A 14,236-nucleotide genomic window follows, 5' to 3' on the forward strand; every position below is an offset into this window, starting at 1 on the left:
AACAGATAAGCAAATTAACAGAGTTAGTAAGCAGATTGGGGAGTTGGGCAATCGTTTAGGAGAGTTTGTCGAGTGGCAAGTACGTCCTGCGGTGGTGCGTCTTTTTCAAGAGCGGGGTATTGATGTCCATGAGTTTCACCCTGGTATTTCGGTAAAACGGGATAATGAGGGTTTAGAGATTGATCTATTGGTAGTGAATGATACGGATGCCATTTTAGTGGAGGTCAAAAGTAAGTTAACTCAAAGGGATGTGGATGAGCATTTACAACGTTTGGCTAAGTTTAAGCGGTTAATGCCTCGTTTTCGAGATGTAAAGGCCTTGGGAGCAGTGGCAGCGATGATTGTTCCCAATGAGGTGGCGAGTTACGCTTGTCGTCAGGGTTTATTTGTGTTGGTGCAGTCAGGGGAAAATGTAATAATTTTAAATGATGCGGAGTTTACGCCCCGGGTTTGGTAGGTTTAGCTTTCGTTCCACCCCCTCGCTAGGAGAAATGTATCTTAGAATACATTTTACCCACCAAATCCAAGAGAGCCATTTTTGTTAGGATATCCTGAACAGAAATCTGAGGAGATTGGCGATGAAATTGTCGCTTGTTTGAATCGGTGAGAGTGAAGAGATTGAAAATTTAGAGATTTTATTTTTCTCCAAACGTTTAGAGTCTCAAACCCAATTTGAATTACTATTAGAGGAAAATTTAAAAATGACTGAGCCATTAACAGCAGGTTTACTTGTCACCTTAGCAGTACAAGAGTTTGTGAAGTCTGGGACGGGGGATTTAGCGAAACGCTTTACGGCTGAAGCTTTGGCTAAGATTCCCATTTTATGGGAAAAGATCAAAACTCGCTTAACAGGAAAATCTCCTAAAGTTGATGAAGCATTGGCTAAGGTTGAGAGGGGTGATAGTAAAGCGGTTGAAACCTTGACTAAAAATTTGGATGTGATTTTGGATGAAGACCCTGATTTTGCGAAAGAGTTAAAGGTTTTAGCGCAGACGATCCAAGCGGGTAAAATTCAGGATAATAGTAGTATGATTCAAAATAATGCTGATAATGCTAAGGGTTGGCAGACAAAGGTTGAGGGGGGAACTGCCTATATTGGGGGGATTCATCTTGCCAATATAGGCAGCAAATAACAATCGTGACACAGGATCAGAGGGCAAATTTTTTGGATATTATTAGAGGTAGTGTGTATGGATGTCAGGATTTCTTTTGAAGGAGCAACCACCGAGGATGATTCTTATCACCTAAAAAATCTTGCTCGACTAATTGAAGAAGAATGCGACTGTTCTGTAAGTATTGAAACCAGAGAAGCAGAGGTGGGAATCCGAGACGGTGGCTTGGCTATCGGTATAGCAATAGCATCTTTAGTATTAACAGGGATTCAAACCTTGGTTTCAGTTCTTCAATACTGGGAATCTCAACAAAGTCAATATTCTATATCTATCACTGTTGATGCCAATGGACAGCAAAAAAGATTTTTAATGAAAAATTTATCCTTGAAAGAAATTCAATCCTTGCTGTCTGAGATTAATTCTCAACCTCATCACGGAACAGTTAGCGTAAAAATATTAAAACAGTAAACTATGGATACTTCAGAAAAACAGTCACAAAGAATTGCTGTTGCTATTTCTGCTATCAATAAGGGAGAACTAAATGCCGTTATTCCTGATGTTTCGCGGGTTCATGCTTGGTTAACAAATCCTGAGTTCGGAGATTGTAAAAGTAATGGACCAAAACCTTTACATGATTGTCAAAACCAGATTGAGTTTTTACAATATTTTTTGCCAAAAATACAAAAATGGAACAACCAAAATCAACTAATTTTTTATTTCTCAGGACACGGAGATATTAGGGGGGAAGAATATTGTTTAAAACTAGGGATAGACGATAGTGATTGGTTTCCTTTCTCTAACTTGATAAGCTATTTATCTACTTATAAAGTAAATCGAGCAATTTTAATTCTTGATGCTTGTCACAGTGGAGCTGTAACTAAAGGAATTCGGTCTTCAGAACCATTAGTTTTGGAACTAGAAAAAAGCAATCAAAAACTTTCTAAAGGAATAGTTATTATTGCTTCTTGTCAAGAAACTCAAGTATCCCGTGAAACAAACGAAGGAAACTATGGAATTTTTACAAAATTTTTATGTGAAGGAATAGAGAACGGAATGGAACGCAACAGCAATAAGCCTTATATTTATGTCGGAGATATCGTTAATTATATAAAAGAGAAAATTGAGAGAGATCCCATTTATTCCCAATTTAATCAGCGTCCACAATTTAAAGTAATCAATGCTGATTCTGATATTTGGATTGCCAAAAACAAATACATCTTACAAGATAAATCTAAGGAAAATGAGCAACAAAACCGCGTTACTTCTTCTGAAGAATTAAAATTTCTTTATGAACAAATTCATCCAAATAGGCATCCATGCACGGAAGCGAGTCTTGATAAAATCGATTTAGAATTGATTAAAAAGTATGCAACAAGGATGGGATTATCTGAAGAAGATCAAAAGAATTTAGAAAAAATAGTTGATGAACTTAAACTTTATTCTCCTATTTACCATGAGGGAAAACAATATCTACATAAGGCAGCTGTATTATGTTTTCATCAAAACCCTGAAAGAATTTATCCTCAATGTAAATCTACTTTCGTGGACAGAACTAGAGGAAAAACTGCTTTTGAAAGGTATGATATTCATGGATCTTTGATTCATCAAATAGAAAAATTAGTTGAGCGAGTAAAACGAGCAACAAAAAAGATTTCATTTATTAACAAAAAAGGAATGCGACAAGAAATTGACGATATAGATTTGGAGGTGGCACGGGAGATAATTTCTAATGCGATCGCTCATAGAAACTACCAATTAAATAGTCATGTTCAAGTAATTATTACACCAGAAGCTCTTGAAGTAAAAAGCCCTGGTAATTTTCCAGATAATACATCTTGGGAAGAACTTATAAAGGAATCAACACCTGTATCAATTCCAATTGATGCGGCTATTGCTCAATATCTTTCTCAGTTGTCAGGATATGAAGGAATTGGTCAAGGTTTTACTTTATTCAAGCAATATATAGAAAACAATGGTTTAGACAGCCTAACTTGTAAGAAATTACGGGGAGAATATATATGTGTTAGTCTCTTACGTCGAAATGAGTTTAGTAATGAAATTTTGGAAAATAATATCGCCATCCCTACTTATACAGCAAATATCCCTAATAATCTAAATCGGGCGCGTACTGGGGCGGTTAATTTCGTGGGGCGTGAGGACGCAATGGCACAACTACACGACCAGTTGCAGCAGCAAGAACGTATTGCGATTACCGCCGTCGTGACGGGAATGGCAGGAGTGGGTAAGACAGAGTTAGCACTCCAGTATGCCCTACATCATCAGAAAAACTCAACTTATCCCGGCGGTATTTGCTGGATCGGGGTGCAAGGTGAAATGGTGGGGGTACAACTATTAGAATTTGCTAAGTCGCTGTTGGGCTTGTTTCCCCCTGAAGAGTTGAATTGGCGGGGGAAATTGGATTATTGTTGGGCGAGATGGCAACCGCCGGGGGATGTACTGCTAATTTTAGATGATGTGCATCAGTATGAGGAAATCAAAGATTATTTGCCTCCCCCAGAACAACGATTTAAGGTGTTGATTACGACTCGGCAACAGTCCCTGGCAGCATCGTTTGAGCAGTTGCGCTTACCCGTTTTAAGCGAATCAGCCGCCCTTGCTTTACTGGAATCTCTGATTGGTGCGTCGCGTCTGCAAGCTGAATTAGAGGTAGGGAAGGGGCTATGTGCGTGGTTGGGTTATTTGCCTTTAGGGTTGGAATTGGTGGGGCGTTTCCTCAAGCGGCGTACTAATTGGACATTGGCAAGGATGCAGCAGCAGTTGATAGATAAGGGTTTACAGTTGTCTGCTTTGCAGAATCCTTCGGGAGATATGACGGCGCAAAGAGGGGTAGAGGCAGCTTTTGAGGTGAGTTGGGAGGCGTTAAATCAGCCAGCGCGGGATTTAGGCTGTTTTCTCAGTCTCTTTGCTCTGGCTCCTATTCCTTGGCGGTTGGTGATAGAGCGGTGTTTGTCTGCTGAAGATGAGGAGAAGTTGGAAGAGATTAGAGAGGGACAATTACTAAACCTCAATCTGTTGCAAGCAGTAGAAGGAGAAACTTATCAGTTTTATCCGTTGGTGCGACAGTTTTTTCAAGCTAAGTTAGCACTACGAGAGGATGCTGATGAGTTGAAACGCTCCTTTTGTCGGGGTATGGTGGAGGAGGCAAAGACTATTCCTCAGACTCCAACCAAGGAGCAAATAGAAGCCGTCGCCCTATCTATTCCCCATATTGCGGAGTCAGCGACAGCGTTGGAAAAATGGCTGGAGGGGGAGGATTTAATCCCGTCTTTTGGAGGATTGGGAAATTTCTATTATGGACAAGGATTGTACGAACAAGCTGAATTTTGGTATCAGCAATGTCTAGAAGTAACTCACCGCCGCTTGGGAGAAGAACATCCCGATGTAGCTACTTCTCTTAACAATCTAGCATTATTGTACGAATCCCAAGGAAGGTACGCAGAAGCTGAACCCCTCTATTTACAAGCTTTAGGATTGTATAAACGGCTATTAGGTGACAATCATCCCAATGTTGCGACTTCCCTCAATAATTTGGCAAACTTGTACGAATCCGAAGGAAACTACGCAGAAGCTGAACCCCTCTATTTACAAGCAATAGAATTGTGTAAACGACTATTAGGGGAGAGTGATCCCAATGTTGCAACTTCCCTCAACAATTTAGCATTTCTGTACTATTCTCAAGGCAGGTACACAGAAGCGGAACCTCTCTATCTAGAAGCATTAGATTTGAGGAAACGACTATTAGGTGACAATCATCCAGATGTTGCTTCTTCCCTCAACAATTTAGCAGAATTGTACCGTTCTCAAGGCAGGTACACAGAAGCGGAACCTCTCCATCTAGAAGCATTAGATTTGTTAAAACGACTCTTAGGAGACAATCATCCCTCTGTGGCAACTTCCCTCAACAATTTAGCACTATTGTACCAATCCCAAGGCAGGTACAAAGAAGCGGAACCTCTCTATCTAGAAGCATTAGATTTGAGAAAACGACTCTTAAGAGACAATCATCCCCATGTGGCACTTTCCCTCAACAATTTAGCAGGATTGTACGAATCCCAAGGCAGGTACACAGAAGCAGAACCTCTCTATCTAGAAGCATTAGAATTGTTTAAACGACTATTAGGAGACAATCATCCCGATGTGGCACGATCCCTCAACAATTTAGCAAGATTGTACAATTCCCAAGGAAAGTACGAAGAAGCGGAACCCCTCTATTTACAAGCTTTAGCAATTGCCGAGCAAGCTTTAGGGGAGAATCATCCTACTACTGTTAAGATTCGGGAAAACTTAGAGTCGCTCCCGTAGGATGGGTTATTAACCTATCCGATAATACAACAATATAAAATAATACAATCACCTTCAATCAACCAAACAATCATGACTACACTCAAAGATATTGAATCCGCGATTCTCCAGTTGCCTGACGAAGAAATCCATCAATTATCAGCTTGGTTACAAGACTATCTTGATGATAGTTGGGACAAACAGATAAAAAACGATCTCGAATCAGGGAAACTCGATCGACTATTACAAAAAGTCAACAATGATATCAGTAACAATCAAGTTAAGCCTTTAGATGAAATCCTTAACAACTCCTGATTTTTGGCAATGTTATGCCAACTTACCTCCCTACATTAAGCAACAGGCAAAAAAAGCCTATCGTCTCTGGATTAGTAATGTTTTCCATCGATCATTACATTTCAAGAAAGTAGGGAAAAATGTTTGGTCAGTCCGAATAACTGAGAATTATAGAGCTTTAGCATTGAAAAAAGGTGAAGATTATTACTGGTTTTGGATTGGTTCTCATGATGAGTATGAAGAGTTAATTAAATAGAAGGAGAAAATTAACCATGCTAGAGCCTAAAGAATTTCGCAATATTATCCACCAATATTTTACTGAAGTTACCTCACAGGAATTTCTGGCAAATCAAAAAAAATACTGTCCAGAAATTTTTGAAGGCGATAACTATCCCAATATCACTGAAAATCTTAATAATTTAGCAAAACTCTACCACTCTCAAGGAAGGTACGCGGAAGCTGAACCCCCTCTATTTACAAGCTTTAGCAATTGCCGAGCAAGCTTTAGGGGAGAATCATCCTGCTACTGTTAAGATTCGGGAAAATTTACAAACGCTGCGACAACAGCAACATCCATCGTCTTAACTGTGATCAATTTGACCATGGGATGGACTATAATTGATCATTGATGAAGACTTGCTGAATACAACACAATCATAGTATTCATTCAATCATTCAAATAACAGTTTAGACTTATTATGTGATTATGGGATGGACTATAATTGATCATTGATGAAGACTTGCTGAATACAACACAATCATAGTATTCATTCAATCATTCAAATAACAGTTTAGACTTATTATGGGATTATGGGATGGACTATAATTGATCATTGATGAAGACCTGCTGAATACAACACAATCATAGTATTCATTCAATCATTTCAATCATAGTTTAGACTTATTATGGGATTATGGGATGGACTATAATTGATCATTGATGAAGACCTGCTGAATACAACACAATCATAGTATTCATTCAATCATTTCAATCATAGTTTAGACTTATTATGTGATTATGGGATGGACTATAATTGATCATTGATGAAGACTTGCTGAATACAACACAATCATAGTATTCATTCAATCATTCAAATAACAGTTTAGACTTATTATGGGATTACCGTAGGTGCTTCTGATCGATGCCTCTTAGATTACCAGATTTTGTCCCCCCCGAACGGTGACAATTTATCAGCGTTTTCTCCTTGTTTGTCGCCGGTGATGCCATTGACTGAGGAGACGATAACTAACAAAATAAGTGATAATGCTCGCCAACAGACCTGTAATCAAACTGCCAAAAAATAGCGTTAATAAAAATTCACCGCTCAAACTTGCCCAATTTTCCGCCCAACTTTGGTTAGAGGCAAAAATACGACTATCGATCGCTTGATTTCCTTGACCTAAAAACAATTCTCCCAATTTATAATTAAACAAAAACAGGGGAATATAGGTAAAAGGATTACTCACCCAAGTGGCTGCCGCTGCCGCAATTTTATTGCCCCGCACACAGAAAGCTAAAAAAATCGCAATAATGATCTGTAATCCCATCCAAGGAAAAGCCCCAGAAAACACCCCCACCGCTAACCCGCGAGCGATTTCGATTGGATGTCCCTGCAATCGCACCAAGCGAATCCACCAGTAGCGACAGGAGCGCGTCAGACGATTAATTAGGTTATTCCCTTTATTTTTCGCTTTTAATGACCGTGAGCGCATATTTTCGGGCATAAATGCTGACAAAATTGATCCTGACTTCAATTTTAGCAAGGAGTGATTCAGAGATGTTGAACACAGGGGATACGATCGCCGCCATCGCTACGGCGATCGTTCCAGAACAGGGTAGCATCGGTATTGTCCGTTTATCCGGTAGTCAGGCAGTGGCGATCGCTCGTCGGCTTTTCCATACCCGCAATCGTCAACCCTGGGAAAGTCATCGTCTTCTCTACGGTTATATCCGACATCCCCACAGTCAGGCAATTATCGATGAAGCTTTGCTGTTGCTCATGTTAGCGCCCCGCTCTTTCACCCGCGAGGATGTGGTGGAATTTCACTGTCATGGCGGCATTATGCCCGTACAACAGGTGTTACAGTTATGTCTAGAAAATGGGGCGCGTTTGGCACAAGCGGGGGAATTTAGCCTGCGTGCCTTTCTTAACGGCAGAATTGACCTAACTCAAGCCGAAAGCGTTGTCGATCTCGTTGGGGCGCGTTCTCCCCAAGCGGCACAATTTGCCCTCGCTGGTTTACAGGGGAAACTCGCTCAACCGATCCGCCATTTGCGTGCCACCTGTCTCGATATTTTGGCCGAAATTGAGGCCCGTATTGACTTTGAAGAAGATTTACCGCCCTTGGATCACGAGGCGGTTCTCCATAGCATAGAACAGGTTTTTTGTCAAGTAAATTTAATTTTGGCCACCGCCGAGCGCGGGGAATTGCTGCGTAGTGGTCTGAAAGTGGCGATCGTGGGGCGGCCGAATGTGGGTAAATCCAGTTTGTTAAATGCTTGGAGTCGGAGCGATCGAGCGATTGTCACCGATTTACCCGGCACTACCCGCGATATTGTCGAATCTCAGCTAGTTGTGGCGGGAATCCCCGTACAAGTCCTCGATACGGCAGGAATTCGCTCGGCCAGCGATCGAGTTGAACAAATTGGGGTGGAACGTTCCCGTCAAACGGCCCGGTCTGCTGATTTAGTTCTCTTAACCGTCTCCGCAGAGTCAGGATGGACCCAGGAAGACGAGGAAATTTATCGCTCTGTCAGCGATCGCCGATTAATTTTAGTGATTAATAAAATTGATTTAGCTCATCCCGAAACGGTAATTTACCCAGCAGAAATTGAGCGAGTTGTCAAGCTGTCGGCCGCCCAAAATCAGGGTATTGAAGACTTAGAAAAAAGTATTATTAATGCTGTCCAAAATCAAGAATTACAGGCGGCTAATTTGGATTTAGCCATTAATCAACGACAGGCGGCCGCTTTAACTAGGGCGAAAATTGCTTTGCAACAGGTCAAAAAAACAATTGACCAAAATTTACCTTTTGATTTTTGGTCGATCGATCTGCGTACTGCCATTCAATCCTTAGGAGAAATTACCGGCGAAGAAGTGACTGAATCGGTACTCGATCGCATTTTTAGCCGTTTTTGTATTGGTAAATAAGCAATGAGAAAATCTGGTCAACTGTGTTCGGTTAACTGTAGTCTTGTTGAGAATTGAAGAACTCAGATATTGCCGGAAAAAAAGACTTTCCAAGCGGCCGTAATAATGGCACTTCCCAAAAGGATAATCAATGTCCAGACCTGATTTTTTTGGGTTCCTTCCACTGATTTTAGCCGATTGTCGATGCCTTCGATTTTCTCGTCTAAAACTTTAATATCCCCTTTGATATCAGCTTGTCCTATCTCAAGTTTTGTTAAGCGATTATCTAATCGATCAAACCGTTCATCAATCTTATCGAATTTCTGGCTAACTTCCTTGATACTGTCTTTAATTTCTTTAAGGACGACATCAAGGGAATAAGTAACAGTTTCGTTAGACATTGGGTCAACTCCTATACTGCATCTGGTTGGGTATAATTTTATCTTAAGTCTAGGCTTTAAGAAAATTTTCTTTCAGGAGCGATTAACTGTAGTCTTGTTGAGGATTGGAGAACTCAGATATTGCCGGAAAAAAATACTTTCCAAGCAGCCGTAATAATGGCACTTCCCAAAAGGATGATTAATGTCCAGACCTGATTTTTTTGGGTTCCCTCTACCGATATTAGCCGATTGTCGATGCCTTCGATTTTCCCGTCTAAAACTTTAATATCCCCTTTGAGATCGGCTATTCCTATTTCTACTTTGGTCAAGCGCTCATCAATCTTATCGAATTTTTGACTAACTTCCTTGATACTGTCTTTAATTTCTTTAAGGACAGCTTCTAGGGAATAAGTAACAGTTTCGTTAGACATTTGGTAAACTCCTATACTGCATCTGGTTGGATATAATTTTATCTTAGTCTAGGCTTTAAGAAAATTTTCTTTCAGGAGCGATTAACTGTAGTCTTGTTGAGGATTAGATAACTCAGATATTACTGGAAAAAAATACTTTCCAAGCAGCCGTAATAATGGCACTTCCCAAAAGGATAATCAATGTCCAGACCTGATTTTTTTGGGTTCCCTCTACCGATATTAGCCGATTGTCGATGCCTTCGATTTTCTCGTCTAACACTTTAATATCACCTTTGAGATCAGTTACTCCTATTTCTAGTTTGGTTAACCGATCTTCTACCTTGTCAAATCTTTCGTTAACCCGCTTCTCAAGCGAGTCGATCTTTCCCTCAATCCTTGTGAGGACAGCTTCTAGGGAATAAGTAACAGTTTCGTTAGACATTTGGTAAACTCCTATACTGCATCCGGTTGGATATAATTTTATCTTAAGTCTAGGCTTTAAGAAAATTTTCTTTCAGGAGCGGTTAACTGTAGTCTTGTTGAGAATTAGAAAGATCAGATATTACTGGAAAAAAATACTTTCCATCCGGCCGTAAAAATGGCACTCCCCAAAAGGATAATTAATGTCCAGACCTGATTTTTTTGGGTTCCCTCTACCGATATTAGCCGATTGTCGATGCCTTCGATTTTCCCGTCTAAAACTTTAATATCCCCTTTGAGATCGGTTAATCCTATTTCTACTTTTGTCAAGCGCTCATCAATCTTATCGATCTTCCCCTCAATCCTTGTGAGGACAGCTTCTAGGGAATAAGTAACAGTTTCGTTAGACATTGGCTAAACTCCTGTACTGCATCTGGTTGGATATAATAATTTTATCTTAGTCTAGGCTTTTTGGCATTCCTTACCCTATAGTTAACTTCACTTCTGTCCAACCACTGAGATAGTGTTAGCTGAAAACTTCGCTACTTTCTTGTCACTGATTACCCGTTACTGTTCATTCTCTACGGAAAAACCCTAACCCCTAACACCGATAACCCTAACTGCCAATTTTTTCGGGAACTTCCTAACATCCCATTCATCTTAAAGCCTAGATTCCGCCTGGAAAAAGGAGGAAATCCAGAGGAGTTTCCGGCTTTTTTCCTAGCCCTCTCGGTTTTCTTTTGGTTTGACACTCCCATCGCACTCATGCGAGGGATTCTTCATTAGACCTCTTGCAAAAGTCTTAAGTCGATCCTTGTACAGCAACATTTTTGAAGATTATCAACTACTAATAAATAATTAACTGAAAGTCCCTCCCATTATTGTTTCTATCGTTTGTTTTCGGATTTATGCAAGAGGTCTATTCACAGGGAGATGCCTTGCAAAAGCAGTGCCTTTACTTGGTCTTACTCTCCCTCCAGAAGCAGTAGCGGTATGCCCTACCGCCAAAATTCGTAAACCTTCATCTCGAATATTCTTAGCGGCATCGTGCTTTGCGGTTCTATTTTGGTCGGGGTTTCATCCTGTCAGTACGAGGGTCTTCACCCCGACATCTGTGATAAATTGGGTTATGTGTGCAAAGGAGTGAGCGAGTGGTGTTTAGCATCGAACCAAAAATTATCAATCCGCCCAAAAACCGTCATGATTATCAATTGTCGGAAGCAATTCGCTATCGTGCTTGGGTAGAGATTGATCGCTCGGCCTTACAACAAAACGTGCGAAAAGTCAAGGCCTTATTAGCCCCAAAAACGGAATTAATGGCGGTAATTAAAGCCGATGCTTACGGACACGGGGCAGTTAAGGTGGCTAACAGCGTTTTAGAAGCCGGAGCGCAGTCTTTAGCCATCGCGACTATCGGGGAAGGTATCGAACTGCGGGAAGCGGGAATCGTTGCCCCAATTATGATTTTAGGGGCAGTGAACACCCCGGAAGAAGTGGCAGCCTTAGCCCATTGGCAATTGCAACCCACCCTGGTGCAAATCGAACAGGTGCAAATTTTTGCCACCGTGATGAGACGCTTAGAGCAGCGGCTGCCGGTCCATATCAAACTAGATACGGGGATGTCTCGCTTAGGTACACAATGGCAAAACGGCACAAAATTCGTCGAACAGGTTTTAGAGGCTCCTAACCTGAAAATTGCCAGTATATACTCCCATTTTGCCACGGCTGACGATCCCAATCCCGAGATGATGCAGTTACAACGGCAAAGATTCCAACAAGCGATCGCCGAGTTAAGCTCAAAAGGTTATCATCCCCCCTGTCTGCATTTAGCCAACTCTGCCGCTACCCTAAGCGATCGATCTCTGCACTACGATCGAGTTAGAGTCGGATTAGCTCTCTACGGTCTTTATCCCGCCGATCATCTCACCGATAAAGTCCCTTTGCAACCCGTCCTGCAAGTAAAAGCGCGCATTGCCCAAGTCAAAACCATTGCCGCCGGCTCCGGAGTGAGTTATGGTCATCAGTACATAGCGGCAAAAGACACCCGTATTGCTGTGGTCGGTATCGGTTACGCTGATGGAATTCCCCGCAATCTCTCCAATCGTTTAAAAGTATCCCTGAGAGGACGTTTAGTACCCCAAATCGGCGCGATAACCATGGATCAGTTAATGATTGACGTGAGCGAGATTCCAGAGGTAAAAACAGGGGAAATCGTCACACTTATCGGTAAAGATGGCCCACAGTGCATCACCGCCGACGATTGGGCGCGGGATTTAGGTACGATATCCTGGGAAATTCTCTGCGGGTTTAAGCATCGTTTGCCGCGAATTATTATTAGCAACGGCTAATTAGGGTTTGCGGCAAAAAGTTTTTCCTGGGGGCAGGGTGTGGGGTGTAGGGTGTAGGGTGTAGGGTTTTAGCGATTTTGAGGGGGTCAATTACCTAATTTTCAGGGAAAAAGTACCTGAATTTTCCACCCGATCACTCCCATATATGGTACTTTTTGGAAACCAAAAAGTCTAAAAGGTTTAGTCAACAAGGTTTTCACATTTATTGAGCAAGCCCTAATTATGGCGGTGATCTTAAAAAATGTCAATTGGCGGCAATTCTCGCTGTTGACTGACTGGTGAGATGTGTAATTAACTTTGCTTAGGTACTTACCGCTGCCAAGTGCGATCGCTAATTGCTAGGCTAGATTACGCGATCAATTCTCCGGTGCTTTAGGTTAAAATAAACAGGGTTAATCGACGGCAACTGATCAGTTTTACCCTAGAGGCAGCGATGACTATAAGCAACGATTTACCCCTACCCCCCGGCAGTTTCGGATTACCCCTATTAGGAGAAACAATCGCTTTTTTGACCGATCGGGATTTTGCCAGCAAACGTCATAATAAATATGGTCAACTTTTCCGTACTCATATTTTTGGCAGTCCCACGATTATTTTATCCGGTGCCGAAGCTAACCGGTTTCTCCTCAGCAATGAGAATAAATACTTTGCGGCAACTTGGCCCAAAAGTACCAAAACTCTCCTCGGTAGCGCATCTTTAGCGGTGCATACAGGAGATGTTCACGCTTCCCGTCGTCGTTTAATCTATCAAGCTTTTCAACCCCGGTCCCTAGCAAGTTATATCCCTACGGTAGAAACAATTACCGCTCACTATTTAGAGCGTTGGCAAACCGCAACAACCCTGTCATGGTATCCTGAATTAAGAAACTATACTCTCGATATCGCCTGTAAATTATTTGTCGGTCTTGACGATGGTTCTGCTACCAAATTAGGAGAAGCTTTTGATACTTGGTGTGCGGGACTATTTACCCTTCCCATTCCCCTTCCCTGGACAGCTTTCGGCAAAGCATTACGCTGTCGAGAAGAATTACTGGAAGCCATAGAAACTATCATTTTAGAAAGAAAAAAAAATGATGACTTAGGCCAGGATGCTCTGGCTATCCTTTTACAAGCTAAAGACGAAAACGGTCAAAGTTTATCCCTAGCGGAATTAAAGGATCAAGTGCTATTATTACTCTTTGCTGGTCATGAAACTTTAACCTCTGCTATCGCCACTTTCTGCCTACAAATGGCACTGCATCCCGATATTTTTCAGCTTGTCCTTGAGGAAATAACTAATTTTGATCTATCCACTCCTTTAAGCGTCGATACCCTCAAACAGATGACCTATTTAGATCGCGTTTTAAAAGAAGTTTTACGTTTTACTCCACCCGTGGGAGGAGGATTCCGTCGGGTAGTAGAAGACTGTCAATTTAACGGTTATCATTTGCCGAAAGGATGGGTAGTGCAGTATCAAATCACCAATACCCATAAAGATAATAATATTTATTCTCATCCTGAAACCTTTGATCCCGATCGCTTTTTAGCCGAGGAAAAACCCTACGGATATATCCCTTTTGGTGCGGGATTACGCGAATGTATAGGCAAAGAATTCGCTCGTTTAGAGATGAAAATTTTAGCCGTCCGTTTAGTACAAAAATACGATTGGCAATTACTCCCCAATCAAGATCTCACCCTCACCGCTATCCCCACTCCCCATCCTCGCGACGGTTTACAAGTCACCTTTAAACCCCGTTAACCTGCTAGGATAAAAAAACTTTAAAAATAGTTTAACGTTTTTCTCTGAGCCGTGAAATTTATTCCACGGCCTTTATTATCGGAAATGCTCAGATTTTGAGC

The 14,236-nt window shown here is 41.5% G+C and carries 15 protein-coding genes and 2 pseudogenes; 11 read left to right on the forward strand and 6 right to left on the reverse strand.

The features are described from left to right. The 8 genes and pseudogenes from O9295_RS04730 to O9295_RS27265 all read left to right on the forward strand — a co-directional run. Window positions 1-457, forward strand: a 457-nt coding sequence (locus O9295_RS04730; protein WP_288032074.1) for a DUF3782 domain-containing protein, incomplete at its 5' end; no start/stop codon positions are given. Window positions 458-701: 244 nt separating this feature from the next. Continuing rightward, entirely contained in the window at window positions 702-1,133 is a 432-nt protein-coding gene (locus O9295_RS04735; RefSeq protein ID WP_287234228.1) for a hypothetical protein, read from the forward strand. 57 nt (window positions 1,134-1,190) lie between these two features. Beyond that, complete coding sequence (locus O9295_RS04740) at window positions 1,191-1,580, forward strand: hypothetical protein (RefSeq protein WP_287234226.1); 390 nt, start codon at window positions 1,191-1,193, stop codon at window positions 1,578-1,580. A gap of 3 nt (window positions 1,581-1,583) precedes the next feature. After that, window positions 1,584-2,270 (forward strand): annotated as a pseudogene (locus O9295_RS27700) (caspase family protein); the annotation flags it as partial. 1,005 nt (window positions 2,271-3,275) lie between these two features. Then, on the forward strand, window positions 3,276-5,435 hold the full coding sequence (locus O9295_RS27705) for a tetratricopeptide repeat protein (RefSeq protein ID WP_502846490.1): 2,160 nt from the start codon (window positions 3,276-3,278) through the stop codon (window positions 5,433-5,435). Window positions 5,436-5,507: 72 nt separating this feature from the next. Continuing rightward, on the forward strand, window positions 5,508-5,729 hold the full coding sequence (locus O9295_RS04750; RefSeq protein ID WP_002736659.1) for a hypothetical protein: 222 nt from the start codon (window positions 5,508-5,510) through the stop codon (window positions 5,727-5,729). Then, a complete protein-coding gene (locus tag O9295_RS04755; RefSeq protein ID WP_002737575.1) occupies window positions 5,707-5,964 on the forward strand; it encodes a ParE family toxin-like protein in 258 nt (85 codons plus the stop codon). Before O9295_RS04750 ends, O9295_RS04755 begins: the two co-directional genes overlap by 23 nt. A 16-nt stretch (window positions 5,965-5,980) precedes the next feature. After that, the gene (locus O9295_RS27265; protein WP_353846009.1) at window positions 5,981-6,241 is read left to right on the forward strand and encodes a tetratricopeptide repeat protein; all 261 of its coding nucleotides are present in this window, start codon (window positions 5,981-5,983) and stop codon (window positions 6,239-6,241) included. A gap of 658 nt (window positions 6,242-6,899) precedes the next feature. Here O9295_RS27265 and O9295_RS04765 read toward each other — a convergent pair. Beyond that, complete coding sequence (locus O9295_RS04765) at window positions 6,900-7,433, reverse strand: DUF2062 domain-containing protein (protein WP_002803625.1); 534 nt, start codon at window positions 7,431-7,433, stop codon at window positions 6,900-6,902. A 53-nt stretch (window positions 7,434-7,486) separates the two neighbouring features. Between O9295_RS04765 and mnmE the strand changes: the two genes are divergently transcribed. After that, entirely contained in the window at window positions 7,487-8,860 is a 1,374-nt protein-coding gene (gene mnmE, locus O9295_RS04770; protein WP_288032080.1) for a tRNA uridine-5-carboxymethylaminomethyl(34) synthesis GTPase MnmE, read from the forward strand. Window positions 8,861-8,922: 62 nt separating this feature from the next. Here mnmE and O9295_RS04775 read toward each other — a convergent pair whose 3' ends face one another. From O9295_RS04775 to O9295_RS04795, 5 genes and pseudogenes are all read right to left on the reverse strand, one after another. Further along, window positions 8,923-9,240, reverse strand: a complete 318-nt coding sequence (locus O9295_RS04775) for a DUF4164 family protein (protein ID WP_016514447.1) — start codon at window positions 9,238-9,240, stop codon at window positions 8,923-8,925. 113 nt (window positions 9,241-9,353) lie between these two features. Then, entirely contained in the window at window positions 9,354-9,650 is a 297-nt protein-coding gene (locus O9295_RS04780; protein ID WP_288032082.1) for a polyhydroxyalkanoate biosynthesis repressor PhaR, read from the reverse strand. A gap of 112 nt (window positions 9,651-9,762) precedes the next feature. Further along, window positions 9,763-10,071, reverse strand: coding sequence for a DUF4164 family protein (locus tag O9295_RS04785; RefSeq protein ID WP_002760170.1), 309 nt, complete (start codon window positions 10,069-10,071; stop codon window positions 9,763-9,765). Between the two features lie 113 nt (window positions 10,072-10,184). Continuing rightward, window positions 10,185-10,460, reverse strand: a complete 276-nt coding sequence (locus tag O9295_RS04790) for a polyhydroxyalkanoate biosynthesis repressor PhaR (protein ID WP_147069334.1) — start codon at window positions 10,458-10,460, stop codon at window positions 10,185-10,187. 495 nt (window positions 10,461-10,955) lie between these two features. After that, window positions 10,956-11,096, reverse strand: a pseudogene (locus tag O9295_RS04795) (RNA-guided endonuclease TnpB family protein); the annotation flags it as partial. 104 nt (window positions 11,097-11,200) lie between these two features. On the opposite strand from O9295_RS04795, the gene alr reads away from it, so the two are divergent. Next, entirely contained in the window at window positions 11,201-12,397 is a 1,197-nt protein-coding gene (alr, locus tag O9295_RS04800) for an alanine racemase (protein ID WP_190718778.1), read from the forward strand. A 433-nt stretch (window positions 12,398-12,830) separates the two neighbouring features. Then, complete coding sequence (locus tag O9295_RS04805) at window positions 12,831-14,135, forward strand: cytochrome P450 (protein WP_288032085.1); 1,305 nt, start codon at window positions 12,831-12,833, stop codon at window positions 14,133-14,135. The last annotated feature ends 101 nt before the right edge of the window (window positions 14,136-14,236 follow it).

This window comes from Microcystis sp. LE18-22.4A, from assembly GCF_027531105.1.
GTDB lineage: Bacteria > Cyanobacteriota > Cyanobacteriia > Cyanobacteriales > Microcystaceae > Microcystis > Microcystis aeruginosa.

Excerpts from the sequence above, each read along its gene's own strand:
- O9295_RS04780 (WP_288032082.1), bottom strand. The coding sequence starts at position 9,650 with ATGTCTAACGAAACTGTTACTTATTCCCTAGAAGCTGTCCTTAAAGAA.
- O9295_RS04785 (WP_002760170.1), bottom strand. The coding sequence starts at position 10,071 with ATGTCTAACGAAACTGTTACTTATTCCCTAGAAGCTGTCCTCACAAGG.
- O9295_RS04805 (WP_288032085.1), top strand. The coding sequence starts at position 12,831 with ATGACTATAAGCAACGATTTACCCCTACCCCCCGGCAGTTTCGGATTA.
- O9295_RS27705 (WP_502846490.1), top strand. The coding sequence starts at position 3,276 with ATGGCACAACTACACGACCAGTTGCAGCAGCAAGAACGTATTGCGATT.
- O9295_RS04750 (WP_002736659.1), top strand. The coding sequence starts at position 5,508 with ATGACTACACTCAAAGATATTGAATCCGCGATTCTCCAGTTGCCTGAC.
- O9295_RS04775 (WP_016514447.1), bottom strand. The coding sequence starts at position 9,240 with ATGTCTAACGAAACTGTTACTTATTCCCTTGATGTCGTCCTTAAAGAA.
- O9295_RS04735 (WP_287234228.1), top strand. The coding sequence starts at position 702 with ATGACTGAGCCATTAACAGCAGGTTTACTTGTCACCTTAGCAGTACAA.
- O9295_RS04765 (WP_002803625.1), bottom strand. The coding sequence starts at position 7,433 with ATGCCCGAAAATATGCGCTCACGGTCATTAAAAGCGAAAAATAAAGGG.
- O9295_RS04755 (WP_002737575.1), top strand. The coding sequence starts at position 5,707 with ATGAAATCCTTAACAACTCCTGATTTTTGGCAATGTTATGCCAACTTA.
- mnmE (WP_288032080.1), top strand. The coding sequence starts at position 7,487 with ATGTTGAACACAGGGGATACGATCGCCGCCATCGCTACGGCGATCGTT.
- O9295_RS04790 (WP_147069334.1), bottom strand. The coding sequence starts at position 10,460 with ATGTCTAACGAAACTGTTACTTATTCCCTAGAAGCTGTCCTCACAAGG.
- O9295_RS04740 (WP_287234226.1), top strand. The coding sequence starts at position 1,191 with ATGGATGTCAGGATTTCTTTTGAAGGAGCAACCACCGAGGATGATTCT.
- O9295_RS27265 (WP_353846009.1), top strand. The coding sequence starts at position 5,981 with ATGCTAGAGCCTAAAGAATTTCGCAATATTATCCACCAATATTTTACT.